Origin of the sequence: Streptomyces sp. NPDC047042, from assembly GCF_040644035.1 — a bacterium.
GTDB lineage: Bacteria > Actinomycetota > Actinomycetes > Streptomycetales > Streptomycetaceae > Streptomyces.
The window spans coordinates 39,278-56,086 of record NZ_JBEYVP010000009.1 but is presented as its reverse complement, the minus strand read 5'-3'; the positions used below and the strand labels follow the sequence as shown (position 1 = coordinate 56,086).

11 protein-coding genes are annotated in these 16,809 nt (G+C 71.5%); 3 read left to right on the top strand and 8 right to left on the bottom strand.

The window, feature by feature from the left end; all coding sequences use genetic code 11:
* Positions 1 to 1,510 precede the first annotated feature (1,510 nt).
* The 4 genes from ABZ855_RS12175 to ABZ855_RS12160 form a co-directional block, all read right to left on the bottom strand.
* Entirely contained in the window at positions 1,511 to 1,669 is a 159-nt protein-coding gene (locus ABZ855_RS12175; RefSeq protein WP_319203576.1) for a DUF6760 family protein, read from the bottom strand.
* Positions 1,666 to 2,166: a hypothetical protein gene (locus ABZ855_RS12170; protein ID WP_360805039.1), complete on the bottom strand. Its 501-nt coding sequence runs from the start codon at positions 2,164 to 2,166 to the stop codon at positions 1,666 to 1,668. The genes ABZ855_RS12175 and ABZ855_RS12170 overlap by 4 nt, the downstream gene beginning before the upstream one ends.
* Complete coding sequence (locus tag ABZ855_RS12165; RefSeq protein WP_010353296.1) at positions 2,163 to 2,603, bottom strand: phage tail protein; 441 nt, start codon at positions 2,601 to 2,603, stop codon at positions 2,163 to 2,165. The genes ABZ855_RS12170 and ABZ855_RS12165 overlap by 4 nt, the downstream gene beginning before the upstream one ends.
* Before the next feature lie 70 nt (positions 2,604 to 2,673).
* Positions 2,674 to 4,221, bottom strand: a complete 1,548-nt coding sequence (locus ABZ855_RS12160; RefSeq protein ID WP_360805035.1) for a phage tail sheath family protein — start codon at positions 4,219 to 4,221, stop codon at positions 2,674 to 2,676.
* A gap of 246 nt (positions 4,222 to 4,467) precedes the next feature.
* On the opposite strand from ABZ855_RS12160, the gene ABZ855_RS12155 reads away from it, so the two are divergent.
* Positions 4,468 to 6,192, top strand: a complete 1,725-nt coding sequence (locus tag ABZ855_RS12155) for a DUF4157 domain-containing protein (RefSeq protein WP_360805032.1) — start codon at positions 4,468 to 4,470, stop codon at positions 6,190 to 6,192.
* A gap of 9 nt (positions 6,193 to 6,201) precedes the next feature.
* Here ABZ855_RS12155 and ABZ855_RS12150 read toward each other — a convergent pair whose 3' ends face one another.
* From ABZ855_RS12150 to ABZ855_RS12135, 4 genes are all read right to left on the bottom strand, one after another.
* Positions 6,202 to 8,325 carry an AAA family ATPase gene (locus ABZ855_RS12150; RefSeq protein WP_360805543.1) on the bottom strand — a complete coding sequence of 708 codons (2,124 nt, stop codon included), beginning with the start codon at positions 8,323 to 8,325 and terminating at the stop codon, positions 6,202 to 6,204.
* A complete protein-coding gene (locus ABZ855_RS12145; protein ID WP_360805029.1) occupies positions 8,325 to 9,029 on the bottom strand; it encodes a DUF4255 domain-containing protein in 705 nt (234 codons plus the stop codon). Before ABZ855_RS12145 ends, ABZ855_RS12150 begins: the two co-directional genes overlap by 1 nt.
* Complete coding sequence (locus tag ABZ855_RS12140) at positions 9,026 to 12,187, bottom strand: hypothetical protein (RefSeq protein WP_360805026.1); 3,162 nt, start codon at positions 12,185 to 12,187, stop codon at positions 9,026 to 9,028. The genes ABZ855_RS12145 and ABZ855_RS12140 overlap by 4 nt, the downstream gene beginning before the upstream one ends.
* A gap of 155 nt (positions 12,188 to 12,342) precedes the next feature.
* Positions 12,343 to 13,014: a LuxR C-terminal-related transcriptional regulator gene (locus ABZ855_RS12135; RefSeq protein ID WP_360805023.1), complete on the bottom strand. Its 672-nt coding sequence runs from the start codon at positions 13,012 to 13,014 to the stop codon at positions 12,343 to 12,345.
* Positions 13,015 to 13,308: 294 nt separating this feature from the next.
* Here ABZ855_RS12135 and ABZ855_RS12130 point away from each other — a divergent pair, with 294 nt between their 5' ends.
* Both ABZ855_RS12130 and ABZ855_RS12125 read left to right on the top strand, forming a co-directional pair.
* Complete coding sequence (locus ABZ855_RS12130; RefSeq protein ID WP_360805020.1) at positions 13,309 to 14,712, top strand: hydrolytic protein; 1,404 nt, start codon at positions 13,309 to 13,311, stop codon at positions 14,710 to 14,712.
* Between the two features lie 208 nt (positions 14,713 to 14,920).
* Positions 14,921 to 16,798 carry a DNA/RNA non-specific endonuclease gene (locus tag ABZ855_RS12125; protein WP_360805017.1) on the top strand — a complete coding sequence of 626 codons (1,878 nt, stop codon included), beginning with the start codon at positions 14,921 to 14,923 and terminating at the stop codon, positions 16,796 to 16,798.
* Positions 16,799 to 16,809 lie beyond the last annotated feature (11 nt).

Sequence of the window (16,809 nt, the reverse complement as noted above, 5' to 3'; positions counted from 1 at the left end):
CACTACAGGCCCCGGATCCCCAGACCCCTGCGCCCCCTGACGGCCGTCCCCGTCAACCACCCTCCGCTGTACACCAGTTGACTTCTGGGACCGCTCACTCCTTGAGCGAGAACCGCGATCCTCCCCCGACTCCCGAGCGACAACCGGCGCCCCATCGGTCCTGGTACGAGGCTCCTCCGCACCCGCTCCCGCTCCCGCCGACGCCGACGTCCGCAACGGCACCACCAACGGCGCTGCGGCCGCAGCCGTTTGCCCCTCCTCGACGGACCCCACGAGACTGCGTTGAACCGAGCCGGCCGAAGACCCCAACAACGGTGAGTCACCCGGCCCGACCGACGCCTCAGGCCCCGAACGCCGCTGAGGACGGCTCCCCGGCAACTCGGCGCTCGCGGGCAACGCCGACATCGGCGCCCCCAACCCGCCCCGGGCACGAGCACCGGAATCCCCGCGTGGCACCGAGGAGTTGCCCGGCAACGCCGGACCTGTCCCCTTCGTACCACCACTGTCCGAACCGTCCGGCTGACGCTGCACGACAGGCAACGCCGGACCATCCCCGGCCCCGAGCGCCACCCCGGACACAGAATCACCCGACGCCAACGGCATTGCCGTAGCCGGTAGTTCACCCAGGGGCGCTCCGAGGGGACTCGCCTCACGAGAAGCAGCGCGCTGCACGGGAACATCGGGACGTGCCGGTGCCTCGGATTCCGAGCGGGACGCGACGACGGCCGGGCGTACCGCACTCACCCGTCGCACGGGCCCCACCGGACGGCGGGCCACGGTCAGCGAAGGCCCTGCCGGGCGGGTCCGGACCGGCGGACGGGATGATGTGCCCACATTGCTGTCGGGCGAGGTCTCCGCGCGCCCGCCCTCCGACGCCACCGGGGCCGTGCGCCGACCGGCGTCGGTCGCGGGTCGGCCGACTGCGCCCGGAAGCACAGCCACCCGCCGGACCACGGGAACCGGCGAGTCGACGGGCCGCACGACCGCGTCAGGGGCCACGGCCCGCTGGACAGCCGAGGGGGACGAAGGCGAGGACGGCACGGCACGAGAGCCCCCGGACGCGAGGCCGCGCTCCTGCGGACCCTCCGCCTCCGAATCCCCGTCCCCATCCCGCCGCACGGACCGCAGCAGCAACGGCCCCCCGTCACCAGCCGGCGCCGGCCGAGGGCCCGAAGGCCGCGCGACCCCTCGTACCAGACCCGCCGGAGCCGAAGGCAGCACCGCGTGGCCGAGCCGGGAGCCGAAGGACGGGTTCTGCCAAGCGGCCAGGCCGGAACGGAACGTCAGCCCGTCGCTGACCCCGAGCGGTGCCCGCGAGACAGTGAGCGTCGGCGGCGCGGTACGCCGCCACCCCCCGTCCCAGTCAGCGGGCAGAGAGGACGCGGAACCATCGGAGACCGCGTCGCCGGAACCCTCCGCGCCGAACCCCGCCCCGGCAGCCGGGGCACCCGAAGGAGCACCCCCCTGCGCGGCGGCCCGGCCCCGCAGCCAGTCCCGCCATCCCATCTGCTCAACCGCCTTCGTTCACCCGGGTGTTGATACGGGCGATCTCGGCCACCCACTGCCGCCGCTCCTCATGGGTCAGATCGAGGATCTCCTCGCGCTGCCAGTGGAAGTGGTAGGCGACGTACGCGATCTCCTCCCGCAGCCGGGGAAGCGCGTACGTCACGATTCCCCCAGGCGCCCACCCGAGAGGTCGACCTCGAAGCCGCCCTCGCAGTGCGGACAGGTGACCGCCGCGCGGGTGTGTCCCTCGCTGTTGACGCGGCGGTAGAAGTCCTGGAGGAAGGCGACGTCGGTGGCGTACATCCGTTCGACGACGCCCGCGTGGACGTCGCTGATGGTGCCGAGCCGGGTGATGACCTGGCTCAGGAGCACCACGCTGAGGTACGCGGGGTTCTCCTTCACCCGCAGGTCGATCTGCGGGCGCAGCTCGTCGCGGGCGGTGGCGAGGCGCATCACGCCGTGCCGGTGGACGGTGCCGGCCTCGTCGACGTACCCACGGGGCAGTTCGAACTCGAACTCGGTGCGCAGGCCGCTGTCCTGGGCGCGCGCCGGAGCGGGAGCAGCGGGCGGCGCCTGCTGCTCCGGCGGCTGTGCTGTGGCGGGCGCCGTCGCCTGGAGGATCTCCTCCAGATTGCCCGCCGTGACCGTACGGCGCCTCATTCGACGATGATCTCCTCGAACACGATCGTCACGGACTCGGTCGCCGCGGCCGACTCGCCGGCCTTGAGGGAGGGGCCCTCCCACTTGGAGGCCCAGCCCTGCATGAGCTGGATCCGGCGGACGGTGTTGCCCTCGGTGTCCTTGATCTCGATCGTGAGGTTCTGCCGGGCGGAGTTGACGGCCCCGTTGTTCAGGGTCTCCTTGATCCACGAGGTGAACTCGCTGCTCTGGTCGAGTCCCCGGGTGATCGTGATCTCGCCGGCCTGCCGGGCGCCCGGCTGCTTGCGGATGATCTGCTTGCCCTCCGCGCTGACCTGGCGGACCTCGACGACCTCCTCCTCGACGGTCAGACCGCTGATCTCCTGGATCGACTCCACGAGATAGCCGCCGAGCTGCACGCCGAAGACGTGGGTGGAAAGAGCGTCACCTGTTGCCATGGCTGTCTGTCAACCTTCCTTGCGCTCTGCTGCGCGATCTTCTGTGCGGTGGCCGCTGTTCACTCGTGGATCACTCGTCGATGAGGCTGGTGCTGTCGGAGAACTGGGCCAGCCGGAAGACCACGAACTCGGCGGGCTTGACCGGCGATACGCCGATCTCACAGACGACCCGGCCCTGGTCGATGGATTCCTGCGGGTTGTTGTCGCGGTCGCACTTCACATAGAAGGCTTCTTCGGCGGTACGGCCGAACAGCGCGCCCCGGCGCCACTCCTCGGTGAGGAACGCGGTGACGTTGCGCCGGATGGACGACCACAGGCGGTCGTCGTTGGGCTCGAAGACCACCCACTGGGTGCCCAACAGGATGGACTCTTCGAGGTAGTTGAACAGGCGGCGCACGTTCAGGTAGCGCCAGGCCGGGTCGGAGGAGAGGGTGCGGGCACCCCAGATCCGGATGCCCCGGCCGGGGAAGGCGCGTACGCAGTTGACGCCGATCGGGTTCAGCAGGTCCTGTTCGCCCTTGCTGAGCCGCAGTTCGAGGTCGACCGCGCCCCGGATCACCTCGTTCGCGGGCGCCTTGTGGACTCCGCGCTCGGCGTCGCTGCGCGCCCACACGCCGGCGACGTGGCCGCTCGGCGGGACGGTGGTGTTGCGCCCTGCGGCCGGGTCGAAGACCCGCACCCACGGGTAGTAGAGGGTGGCGTAGCGGGAGTCGTAACCGGCCTCGTCGTTGCGCCAGTTGCGCACCTGCTGCGCGTTGAGCCCGGGGGGCGTGTCGAGGACGGCGACGCGGTCGCCCATCTGCTCGCAGTGCGAGATGACGGCGAGCTGCACGGTCCGTACGCCCTCGGCGTCGATGTCGCCGCGCTGGTAGGCGCTCATCAGGTCGGGCACCGCGACCATCGTGATCTCGTCGATGGTCTCCAGGCCGCCGAAGCCGGTACGGGCGCCCGCGTCGCCGACGTACTCGGCCGGGTCGATGCGTACGACCTCGCCGGCGCCGTTCGCGGCGGGCGCGGCCGGGGCGTCGGGGACGGCCAGGGTCTGGCTCGCGGGCCGGGTCTGCGGGGCGCCGCGCTGCTCGGTGACCTCGATCAGCTTGGAGGCGCGGGCCTGCGTGACCAGGTAGCCCTTGACGTTCTTGCGGGACGACGCCTCGTACGTCTCGGCGACCTGGTCGCCCCGGCGCACCAGCAGCTTGAAGCGGTCCTCGGGCGGGTTCTCGCCGTCCGCGTCGGCGACCTCGACCGACACACCGGTCACCCCGGCCTTGGCGGCGACCAGGAACCCGCCGATCTCGACGGGCTCGACGGCCTTCGGCTGGGCGGGGCCGGCGGAGTCGGTGCCCGCGTCGGAGGAGCCGCCGATCCGCACGATGTACGCGGCACCGCCCCCGTTGGAGAAGTACCCGTGGACCGCGAGGGACAGATACGTGCCCTCGACGAAGCCGCCGAACAGCTGGGTGTACTGGTCCCAGCTGGTGACCAGCGTCGGCGTGTGGAAGGGCCCCTGCCCGGCGAACCCGACGAACGCGGCGACGGCGGTGCCGACTCCCTCGATCGGTCGGGCACCGGACTGCACCTCCTCCACGTACACGCCCGGGGTGAGGTACGTCGGCATGCTGGCTCCTTCGCGTTCCTTACGGGATGCCTGTGTCCAGGCCGAGTCTGCTGGTGGGGGCGCCGGTGCGGCAGGGACGCGGGGACATGAACGGGGCAACGCCGCTGCCTTTTCGTACGGTCGCCCTGACCCGCGGGGCTCCCCCGGGGATCTGGACACCCTGCCGCCGCGTGCGGTCGACTCTGGGCAGGGAGCGCTGTGCGACGAGCGGTCGCTCGGCGGAGGTGGCCGACGAGGAGGCAGTGGGTGCGGACGTCCAGGGCGCACGACGAGCAGGCCGAGGGTTTACGACCGGCGGCCGCCCGTCGGGAGACACCGTCGCACGGCGCCGCGGTCCCGCCTCCGCTCACCTCAGACGTGCTCCGGGCCGTCCAGCGCGCCGCGGGCAACGCCGCCGTGGCCGGCATGATCGCCCGCCGGGTCCGTCCCACGCCCACGCCCGAGGCGGAGGAGCACGACACCGGGGTGCGGGAGGTGTTGCGCTCGGCCGGCAAGCCCTTCGCGGGGAAGGTGCGGCAGGACATGGAGGCCCGGTTCGGGACCGACTTCTCCGACGTACGGCTGCACACCGGGGCCGCGGCCGCCCGCTCGGCCCGTGCCATCGGGGCACGCGCCTACACCTCCGGCAGCCATGTCGTCATCGGCGACGGGGGCGACGACCGGCACACCCTCGCCCATGAGCTCACCCATGTCGTCCAGCAGCGCCAGGGGCCGGTGTCGGGCAGCGACACCGGGCACGGGTTCTCGGTGTCGGACCCGGGCGACCGCTTCGAGCGGGCCGCCGAGGCCAACGCGCACAGGATCCTGTCCGGCCCGGCACCGGACGTGCAGCGCGCGCCGGAGGCCGGGCACGAGACGGTCTCGGCAGCGGCGGACACGGTGCAGCGGGCCAGCAGCAGCACGCTGGAGAACGCGGTCGTCACCAACTACGCGCCCACCAAGGACGGCGCCCAGCACGCGCAGAACCTCACCGTCCGGAGGCCGAGCACGGTGACCGGCCCCGTCACCCCGACGGCGACGAAGGGCCGCAAGCAGGCACCCAACCCGATCGCGGTCAAAACTCTGCACTCGGCCTACAAGACCCAGATGGGTGCGACCGGGGCGCCGGACGAGGGGCAGGTGTGGGCGGACCTGTTCGGCGGGGCGGGCTACGACCGCGGCCATGTGATGGGCCTGGAGGTGGGCGGCAGCGACATCGCTGAGAACATCGTCCCCCAGTGGTCACTGAACCAGGGCACCGGCATGTGGCGCGGTATCGAGAAGGCCATGGTCGGGGTGGGCTCGGGCAGTCTCCGCTTCGAGGTGCACTACGAGACGGCCCAGGGCAACCACCGCCGGGTCATGATCCCGGTCAGCATCGACATCTTCCTCGACAACGTCTCCACCACCGTCCCCCACGACAGGTGGGAGAACGAACCGGACGTCAACGACCTGATGAGGGCCGGCCGGGACCCGAGCGACGCGGCGGGGTATTACAGCGAGGCGAAGAATGCCCTGGGCGGCAATACGACGCTGACCGAGCAGCAGATGCAGGATTTCGCCCTGGACGCGCTGGCCGAGGACAAGGCCACCTTCCTCTCGTACAAGGACTACGAGGACAACAGCGCGAAGGGGCAGACCCCGGGTGCCGGAACCAGTACCGCCGGTACCCACCGGCAGGGCATGACCCGCTCGAACATCCCCAAGGACCGCCGGGACAAGCTGATCAAGTCGTACATCAAAGCGGGCTGGGTGACCAAGTCCGGCTCGGGCGCCACCGCCACCTACACCCTGAAAGACGTCCCCGCTCCTGCAGCGGACAGCGACACCGACTCCAGCAGCGAGTCGGACAGCGACATGCTGGACAGCGACATGTTGGACGCGTCGCCCCCGGCGTCGCCGGGGCAGCCGTTCATGAGCATCGACTTCGGCTCGCAGGGCAGCAACTCCGACCCGGAGTGGGAGGAGGACCGGATGTCGACCGGCTCCTGACCCGCCGGATCACGCCTCGACGGCCGTCGCCAGGTGGGGGCCGAACTCGCTCTCCAGGACCAGGCGTCCGAGTTTGCGGTACTCCTGGGCGATGGCGGTCACCAACTGCCGCATGCTGAGCGGTCCTTCGGACTCCGCCGCGAGGTAGGCGGCGGTCACCGCGCAGGCGCGGATCGAGCCCCCGGCGAGTTCGAAGCGGTCCGCGCAGAACATCAGGTCGAGGTCGTCGGCCCTGGGCAGTCGCTTGCCCAGACACCGTTCCCACAGGTCGAGGCGCTGGCCGGGGTCGGGCACGGCGAAGTCGGCGACGACGTCCAGGCGGCGGGTGAAGGCCTCGTCCAGGTTGGCGCGCAGGTTGGTGGTCAGCACGGCGATCCCGTCGAAGGACTCCATCCGCTGGAGGAGGTACGCCGACTCGATGTTGGCGTGCCGGTCGTGCGCGTCCTTCACCTCGGAGCGCTTGCCGAAGATCGCGTCGGCCTCGTCGAAGAGGAGCACCGCGTTGACGGCCGACGCCTCGGTGAAGATGCGCTCCAGGTTCTTCTCGGTCTCCCCGATGTACTTGTCGACGACCGTGGACAGGTCGACGACATACAGATCCATGCCCAGGTCGGCGGCGACGACCTCGGCGGACATCGTCTTCCCGGTCCCCGACTCCCCCGCGAACAGCGCGATGACCCCGCGCCCCCGGCCGCCCCCGGGCCGCATCCCCCACTGCCCGAGCACCTGCTCCCGGTGCCGCGCCCGCAGGGCGAGTTCCCGCAGCCGCCGATGCGTGGCCGGCGGCAGCACGAGGTCGTCCCAGCCGACGCCGGGCTCCACGCGCCTGGCCAGCCGGTCGAGCCCGGCGCCGTTCTGCGCCCGTACGGCGGCCCGCAGATCGTCGGGCCCGACCGGCCGCCGGGCGAGAGCGGCCGTACGTACCGCCACGTCGGCGGCGCGGCGTACCTGCCCGGAGTCGAGGCGATGCGCGGACACGGCGTCGGCGAGGGCCGCGACATCCGTACCGAAGCCGGTGTCGGCGTCGGCGTCGCGGGGGGCGTCGATCCCGGCCGCCGCCCGCTCCAGCGCGTACCGCCACCGCTCGGCCTGTCGCTCCGCGGACGCCACCGGCACGGTCAGGACGACCGGTGTGTCCTTCGCCCACCCCGGGTCCCAGCCCCCACTGCCGTGCACGAACAGCGGCACCCCGCGCAGCGCCCCGCACAACTCCCGCAGGGTACGGGCCCGTTCGCCGGGTTCATCGGGGAGTGCCTCGAGCGGGCCGAGGACGACCCCGGCGCCGGTGAGCCGTGCCTCGCGGGCGGTGACCCTGGCCAGCAGCGGTATGTCACCGACGCGTCGGGCGAGGGCGGCGGCGTCGAGGACGAGCGCGCGCAGTCCCGCCGTACGCAGGGCGGAGACGGCCAGCCCCTCGGCGTCACCGCCACGGGTGCGGAGTTGGACCAGTCCGGTGCTTACCGCGGCCACCGCCCGGCTCAGTTGGGTGTCGTCGGCGGTCGGATCCGCACGGCCCTCGCCCAGCACCCCGGCGAGCCGGGCATCGGGGACGGCGTTGCCCAGCAGATGTCCGGTGACCCGGTCGGGCACCACCAACACCCGTGACAGCGGCGGCCGTTCGGGCTCGGTGACCTCCACGAGCCCGGCGTCGACCAGCGGCGCTCCGGGGGTGAGCCGGAACCGTGCGGCCGATGCTCCGGAGAGCCCGCACAGCTCCAGGGCGAGCCCGACGGTGGGCCGGCGCCGGGTCAGGTCGTCGTTGAGGTAGCCGTAGAGCCGCTCGAACCGCGGGTCCAGGTCGGGCGCCACGGCGATCAGCAGCAGGTCCAGATCGAGCGACGACAGCCCGAACCGTCCGGCGAGCGAGCCGAGCACGGAACCGGCGTCCGGGTTCCACGGTTCGTGCGCGGGCAGGTCGAGTCCGCCCGGCCCGTCCAGGATCCGGTCCACCGCCTCGGGGGTGAGGTACTGCCCCCGGTACGGGTCGTCGGGATCGGCGTCACCGGCCCGGCGTACCGCGACCGCGTGCCGCACCCGCTCCTCGACGAGCCGCAGCCGAGCCCACAACTCCCCTTCCACATCTATGACTTGGGCTTCCGCGTCGGCGGTCTCGCGCTCCTCGACCCCGTACATCAAGGCTGCCGATCTCCTCGCCGACGCCGGGCGGGCGCCGCTCCTCGTTCCCGTGGCCCGGAGAAGCCGTCGCCTCCCGGGTCGCTCACCTCGCGATACCGCAGCCGCCGACCCGGCAGGGCCTCCCCGTCCTCGCCCCGCGCGGCGGACCGTACGACCAGGCCCTCCGTGACCGGCGGCGCGGACGCGCGGGTAGCCCCGGCGAGTGGCGCCCGTACCCGCAGTCCGAGCGAGGCCTTCAGCTCGCCCCCGAGCGCCGACCACACGTCGGACGCGGCAGGGCCGTCGAGCCCGGTGCCGGCGGTGTCGAGCCCGACGGTCAGGCCGAGTTCGGCGAGTGTGCCGGTCAACAGCCGTGCGGGCAGCGTGTCGTGGGCGACCAGCGTGGTCAACACCTGCGACAGCAGCCGGTGTTCGTCCTGTGGACGATTGGCCCATGCCGTGACCAGGTACGTCAGGTCGAACCAGCGCGGCGGGGAGCGCCGCGCGACCAGGTGTCCGTCCTCGTCGTAGACCTCGCCCGAGCCGCTCCCGCGCCGGGTCGCGTCCTCGCGGATGTCGTGGAGGAAGACGCAGACGGTGGGGGCGCTGCGCCGCGCGGCCCAGTCGCGGGTGGGCGCGTCGAAGACGACCTCGACGCCCGACGCCTCGAGACCGGACTCGCCGAGCAGACGGCGCAGCCCTTCGTCGACTTCGTGGATCACCGGCGGGTCACCTCGTCGGGCGGCTGGATGGTCCCGGAGACCACGAGGAAGTCGGTCGTCACGGGCGAGAACCCGGGGCCGCGGGCGGTGATGATCCGGGGCCCGGTCTGGTCCTTGGCGAGGATCAGGAGCTGCCCGATGAAGGTGCCGTTGCGCAGCGGCACGGTCGGTGCGGCGGCCGCGGTGATCCCCGGCTTCCAGGTGAATCGCACGGGCACGCCCGGCGGGAAGTCCTTGCCGCGCACCGAGGTCACGAACCCGGGCTTGCCGATCTCGGGCACCGCGACGATCCGCGGCTGGAGGATCCGCAGCCGCTGCCGGGCGGTGTTGTCACGCCGGTCGGCGTCGGTCCCGGTGGTGGTCAGCGTCCCGGTGAGCTGGGCGGTGAGCGCCTTGTCCGGGCTCAGGACGACGCGTACGACGGTGCTGGCGCCCGGTGTCAGGTCGGGCAGCGCGCACACGAAGCTCGCGTCGCAGCCCGCCGGGGGCCCGTTGGCGGGGATGTTCGCGGGCAGGCCGATCCGCAGCCGCAGCCCGGTGGCGAGGGCGTTGCGGCCGTTGCGGACGGTGTACGTCACGACGACCCGCCCGCCGACGTACCCGGGGTTGGGCTGGGCGGTGAGCCGCAGGCCGGGCCCTGCCTTGGGGGCGGGCGGTGCCGGAGGCGCGGGAGGCGCCGGGGGCGCCGGGGGCGCGGGCGGCGGGGTGGGCCTGGGGGTGGGTGAGGTGGGCGGTGTGGAGGGTGTGGGGCTGGGCGAAGGCGACGGGGGCGGCTCCTCGCCGACCGGCACCACGGTCCGCCCGGTGTTGTCGCTGGGCTGTGGATCGAGGACGGTCCCGGTGACCGACCAGTCGATGGGCGCGTCCCCGACGACGATCCCGGTGAGGGTGACGGTCACGGTCACGGTCTCGCCGGGGGGCACGACACCGACATCGCACTGGAGGGAGGCGGCGTCACAGCTCCCCCCTGGATAGGTCAGGCCGGTGATCTGGACGCCGGTCGGCGGCGCCACGGTCAGGGTCGTGCCGGGTGAGGCGGCGGGCCCGTTGTTGACGAGGTCGACGCCGATCGTCGTCGACTCGCCCACGACGACGGTCGGGACGGTGCCGGGCGCCTTGACCGTGAGGTCCACGGACTGCTGGACGCTGGGTTCCTTCTGGCGTCCCGCCAACTGCGAGGTGAGGGAGGTGAGTTCACCGGTGGCGATGTCGAGAGTCCGCAGCTTCTCGGGGCTGTTGGGGGCGACCGTCTCCCGGGAGGACAGCACCAAGGACGTGCCGTCGGCCGACCAGGCCGCGTCGCGCGGCTGGAACGGGCCGGTGAGGGAGGTGTCCGGCAGTTGGGTGCTGCAGTCCCCGGCGCCTGCGGGCAGCAGGACCCGGCATTCGCCGTCGGACAGCGAGGTCAGCAGGATGCCGGCGCGCTCGTCGACGGCGCCGCCGCCGCTCTTGCGGTTGAAGGCGACGCTGAGCCCGTCCGGGGAGAACGCGGGGCTGTCGTCGATGACCTGGCAGGTGCCGGGGCAGATCGTGGCGCTCAGGTCGCGCTGCCGGCCCAGGTCGTTCACGGGCACGGTCCAGATGTGCTTGTTGCCGCCGTTGCCGTCGATCACCTCGGTGCGGGTGAAGACGAGGGTGGTGCCGTCGGAGGACCAGGTCGGCTGGGCGTCGCGGCCGGTCTCCTCGCCCTCCGGAGGGACGATCTGCCCGGTGAGCGCGCCGGTCGTGGCGTCCGCGATCAGGATCCGGCTTGGCTGTCCGACACCGCCGGGAGAGCGGGTGAAGGCGAGGAATTTGCCGTCCGGGGAGAACGTGGGGTCGGTGTCCCAGTCCGTGGGTTCCCGTCCGGCGAGCGGCATGGGCTGGGCGTTCGAGCCGTCCGCGTCGGCGATCCAGATCCGCTCGACACGGCCCTGTGGAGTGTCCTCGAACCGGGTCACCACGATGCGGCGGCCGTCCGGCGTGTAGTTCTGCCGTTCCGTCCACGGGTCGAAGCCGTCGCCCGGCTGGAACAGGGGGTCCTTGGTGGGGTCGGTGTTGGTGTCGGCCGCCGGGTCCTCGTTGAGGATCGTCAGGCCGAGGTCGCGCGGGTCGACGCCGTCCGCGCGGACGTCCTGGAGCGTCACGATGTGCGGGGTGGCTGCCGTGGTGCGCTCGACCACCGCGTGACCGCCGTCCACGGACCCGACCCAGGTCGGCGAGCCGACCTCGCGGTCCTCGTTGAGCACCAGTGACGGCACCTGGTCGGAGTGCGCCTGGGAGCGGAACACATGGTCCCAGTCGCCCTCGCACTCACAGGTGATCTCGGGGCTGAGGAAGATCACCCCGTTCCCGTCGGGCTGCCAGGCCACCGAGTGGGCGCGCCACTGCGCCCGGTCTCCCGCCAGCAGCGTCTCGTCGCCGGTCCCGTCCGCGTTGACCACCCGCAGCCGGCCCACGCCCTCAGACGTCGCGGTGTACGCGATCCAGTCCCGGTTCGCGTCGTCGTTCACCGGGTTCCAGGCGGGCTCGCTCGCCGTCCCGTTGGCCGGGGAGGTGACCCTGGTCGCGGGGCCGCCGCTCAGCTGCCGTGCGTAGATCTGCGTGCCGGACAGCGGGTCGGTGTCGCTGGTGTACGCGATGCGCTGCCCGTCCGGGGAGACCGTCGGGGCCGTCTCGTTCGCGGGGGTGTCCGTGAGCCGCGTCAGCCCGGTGCCGTCCGTCCGTACGAGCCACAGGTCGCGCTGCGTCGTCCCCGCGTCGAAGACCACGGACGCGCCGTCCGGCGTCAGCCGGGGGCGCGCCGCGTCCATGCCGCTGGTGAGCCGTTGCACGGTGGCGTTCGCCGCGCGCAGATAGATCTGCGGCGTCTTCTCGTCCCGTCGGCTCGCGAAGACCAACTGGTCGCCGAGTGCGGCCGGTTGGGTGTCGTAGTGGGTCGCGCCCGTACCGAACAGCGGTGTGCTGGAGGTGGTGGTGGCGACCTCGCCGAGGCTGCGGTGCCCGGTCCCCGCGTAGGCGACCCGGGTGTCCCCGGCGGCCCGTACCGCCGGCTGCCCGGGCTCGGCGCTGCCCTGCCCGGAGGCCCCCGTCAGCGCGAGCAACGGCGCCAGTAACAGTAACGACGCCCCGATCCTGCCCAGGCGGTACCGCCCACCCCCGTCAGCGGTACTCGTCACGCTCCACCTCACTATTCGGTACGGCACACAGCTCTCCCCCGGCCATCCTGCGCCCGCCCCGTCCCCCGCGACAGGGCGCCGCAGCCGTACCCGGGGGAAGCCCTCACTGCGCTTTCGGGCAGCCCGCCCTCCCCGTCGCGGCGTGCTGCGTACGGTCAGATCAGCCCGTTGCGCAGCGCGTACCCGACCGCGTGGGCACGGTTGCGCAGTTGCAGACGGGTGGTGATCTCGTGCAGGACGTTCTTGACGGTGCGTTCGGAGTACGACGTCTTGCGGGCGATCTCGGCGGTGTCGAGGCCCTCGGAGACCAGGCGCAGCATGTCCGCCTCACGGGTGGTGAGCGTGGACAGTGAGACGCCCCGGGGGTCGAGCGCGGCGCGTTGCAGGCTCCCGACGTGGGTGAGGAGTTCCCCGAGCAGATCCCCGGGGAGTACGCCCTCGCCGTTGGCCAGCGCCACGACGAGGTGGACGAGCCGGTCCTGCTCGGCCTCGGTGCGGCGCAGCACCGCCGTGACCCCGCACTCGACGACCCGTTGCAGCGCGCCCGAACCGAGCCTGCCGACCACCAGGCCGGTACGGGTGGCGGAGTTGTGGCGCAGCCGCTGGAGCAGCGCGGCCACATCGTCGTCGACGTTGTCCACGACCACCAGCGAGACTCGGGCCGAGTCGGCGTCCGCGTCGTCGACGATGGTGGTTTCGGGGCGTTGGCGTAACTGCTGGACGACACCTACACGCAGGACGGGGTCGGCGGCGTAGACGGCGACGGTGACCGGCTCCGGACGGCCGCTTCTCATGGCCGGGTAGTCGTGGGTGACGGGGGATGACATGGCGGGGCTGTTCTCCTCTGCGCGGAGCATGTAAGGCGGTGCGTGGTCCCTGGCGCGCGGTCACTGCTCTGTGGCCGCGCACTCGGGGGTAACTGGTCAGCGAGGAAAGGGAGTTGAGATTGGACGTTGACATGGGTGGTACGCGCCCGGAAGGCGGCGCACCGAAGTACGCGGGAGGCGTCGGCGGCTCCCGTCGGCGGGCGGGCCGGCGGTCACCGCGCGGGCATCACGACTGCCCGGACACTGCCCTCGTGCCCCTCGCGGTTGCCGCTCGCCCGTCCCTAGCGTGGTCGTGTGACGCTTTCCGCAGCCTCTTCCGGTCCCGGCGCTCCGGGCCTCGACATCCCGGTCGTGACGGTGGCCCCCGGTTCCTCGGCCACCACCACTCTGACCGTCCGCAACGACAGCGACATCGTCGAGGCGTACAGCCTGGAAGTCGTCGGGGAGTGCGCCGCCTGGAGCAGCGTGGAGCCCGCGCGCGTCTCCCTGTACCCGGGCACCTCCGAGACGGTGACGATCACACTGTCGCCGCCGCGCTCCTCCGAGATCCGGGCCGGTGAACGGCCGTTCGCGGTACGGGTGCTGCCGGCCGAGCATCCCGAGTCGGTACGGGTCCCCGAAGGGTCCGTACGGATCGAGGAGTTCCACGAGCTGCAGACCGAGCTGGCGCCCAGGCGTCGGCGCGGCTGGCTGCGCGGGCGCTACCGGCTCGCGGTGCGCAACCAGGGCAACACGCCCGTGCGGGTGGAGTTCACGCCCGGTCAGGCAGGCGAGGAGCTGGGGTTCACCTTCGATCCGCAGCGGCCGAAGCTGGAGCCCGGCGAGTCGGTGGAGGTCGGCCTGCGGGTCCGTACCGGCAAGCCGGTGTGGTTCGGCTCGCCGGTGGTGTGGCCGTTCACGCTGACGACGAGCGAGGTCGCGGAGGCGGGCGACGCCGGGGAGGCCGGTGCCGCCGGGGACTCCGCCGCGCCGGACCTGCCGCGCCCGGAGGAGCTTCTTCCGCCGACGCCGCTGGACGCGGAGTTCGTCCAGATACCGATCTTCCCGAAGTGGCTGCTGGCCGTGCTCGCGGCGCTGCTCGCACTGCTGCTGGCCTGGTTCACGCTGGTCCGCCCCGCGGTGCGCAGCGCGGCCAAGGACGCGGCGAGGCAGGCGGTCCAGCCGCGCCCCGCTCCGTCGTCCGGGGCGCCCGCCGGGCAGAACCCGCAGGTCGGGGCCGGGGGTCCCTCGACCACGCCGGGAGGCGGCGGACAGGCGACGCCGGGGCAGGGCACCGGGAACGGGACGGGTACGGGAACCGGTACGGGGACGGGTGCCGGCGCCGGGGGCGTCGGCGGCGGCCAGCAGAGCTCGCAGACCATCGAGGTCAAGTCGAACGCCGGGGAGACCAAGCCGGGTGTCTACACGGTGCCGGCCGACAGTGTCTTCGAGGTCACGGACGTCGTCATCGCCAACTTCCAGGGCGACGAGGGGCTGTTGACGTTCTCGTTCGGTGACCGCAAGATCACCACGATCGCGCTGGAGACCTTCCGCAACCAGGACTACCACTGGGTCACCCCCATCAAGATCCCCGCGAACGACACCGTGACCGTCGAGGTGACCTGTTCGAAGCCGGGCACACCGGCCACCGGACGGCGCGCCCAGGGGTGCAACGAGGTCCTGAACGTCAGTGGTGTGCTCAGCCTTACGACGCCGTAACCGGAGCCAACCCCTCCGAGCCAAGCCAATACCGATGCGAGCCATTGTCGATCGGTACAGACCAAATCCGTAAGTCCGGTGTCGCGTTCAGTCCGGAAATCAACAACCGTGGTCCGAAAAGTGACGGCCGGTGATCACTGGGATCAGCGTGACACCCATCGGGCGAGCAAATCAGGCATATACCACATATGCCTGATTTGCTGATTTCATGGTGACCAACAGCAAGAAGAAGACAGCCACACCGCCCCGGAAATCGGCCCCCGCCCAGGACCGGATGATCGAGTCCCTCCGGCACTACATCCGCGCACACGGCCAGGACCTGCTGAAGGATCCCAACGTGTCGTCCGTCGGCATAGGCCAGAAGGTCAGCAACGGGACACGCGGGAAGCAGATAGTCCTGCAGTTCACGGTCAGCAGCAAGGTCGCGCCGGAGGCGATGGAGGCGCTGGGCACGAATCGAATACCGCAGACCATCACGGTCGACGGTGTCGAGGTGCCCACCGACGTCGTCGAGCGCAGTTACACGCCGCACTTCCGCGTCGTGGCCGAGGTCAGGAAGCCGGAGCGCAAGACCCGCCTGAACCCGGTCATGCCCGGCGCGAGTGTCGGAGGTGTCAGCGTCTCGGCCGGCACGATCGGCTGCATCGTGTTCGACAAGGCCGACGGCACCCCGTACGTGCTCAGCAACTGGCACGTACTGCAGGGGCCGGACGGCGACCTCGGCGAGGCCGTCGTACAGCCGGGCAAGTTCGACGACAACCGCGTCGCACTGAACCGCCTCGGCGTCCTGAGGCGGTCCCACCTCGGTGCCGCCGGCGACTGTGCGGTGGCGACCCTCGACCCGAGCCGCGACTTCGACCGGAAGATCTGCGAACTCGACGTAGTGCCCGAGGAGTTGGGCGAGCCGGAGCTCGGGGACAAGGTGATCAAGAGCGGCCGGACCACCGGGGTGACCCATGGCGTGGTCCGCCGCATCGACACCATGGTCAAGATCGACTACGGGGGCGATGTCGGCGAGCGGATCATCGGCTGCTTCGAGATCGGACCCGACACCGACAACCCGGCGATGGACGGCGAGATCAGCAGCGGGGGCGACTCCGGCGCGGTATGGCTGTTCAAGCAGAGCAACGGCAGACCGAGCGGGATCATCGCCGGGGTGCACTTCGGCGGGGAGGAAGACAGCGACTCCGACGAACACGCGTTGGCCTGTCTGTCGAGCTCGGTCTTCGAGAAGCTCGACATCAGCCTGCAGCGGCCCGCGCCCGAAGAGGTCACGGCGGTGCGGGGCTACGACCCGGGCTTCCTGGGCGAGCGGATAGATCTCCCGCAGCTCACCACCGAGGTCAGCGCGGACGCCGTACGGCTCGACGGCTCCGAGGTCATCCCCTACACGCACTTCTCGCTGGCGCTCAGCAAGAAGCGCCGCTTCCCGTTCTGGGTCGGGTGGAACATCGACGGCGGCTCCCTCAAGCGACTGAGCCGGTCCGGCATCCCCTTCACCAAGGACCCCCGGCTCCCGGCCAATGTGCAGGTGGGCAACGAGCTGTACGAGGCGAACCGGCTCGACCGCGGTCACATAGCGCGCCGCGCCGATCTGCTGTGGGGCAGCCTCCCGGAGGCGGAGAAGGCCAACGTCGACTCGTTCTTCTACACCAACATCACCCCGCAGATGGACGACTTCAACCAGAGCGCCAGGAACGGGCTGTGGGGGAAGCTGGAGGACGCCGTCTTCGCCGATGTCGACGTCGACGACCTGAAGGTCAGCGTCTTCGGGGGTCCGGTCTTCCAGGACGACGACCACGTCTTCCGTGGCGTCAAGATCCCTCGGGAGTTCTGGAAGGTCATCACGTACACCGAACGGGGCGAGCTGAAGGCCAAGGCGTTCGTGCTCACCCAGAACCTGGTCCAGATCGAGTCCCTGGACCTCGAGGAGTTCCGCGTCTTCCAGGTCACGCTGGACGAGATCGAGGAACGTGCCCGCATCCGCTTCCCTTCCACCCTCCACAAGGGTGACAAGCTGCTCGTGTCCAAGTCACCGGCCGAGCGGACCCCGCTGGAGACTCTGGCGGACATCCACTGGGACTGATCACCGCACGC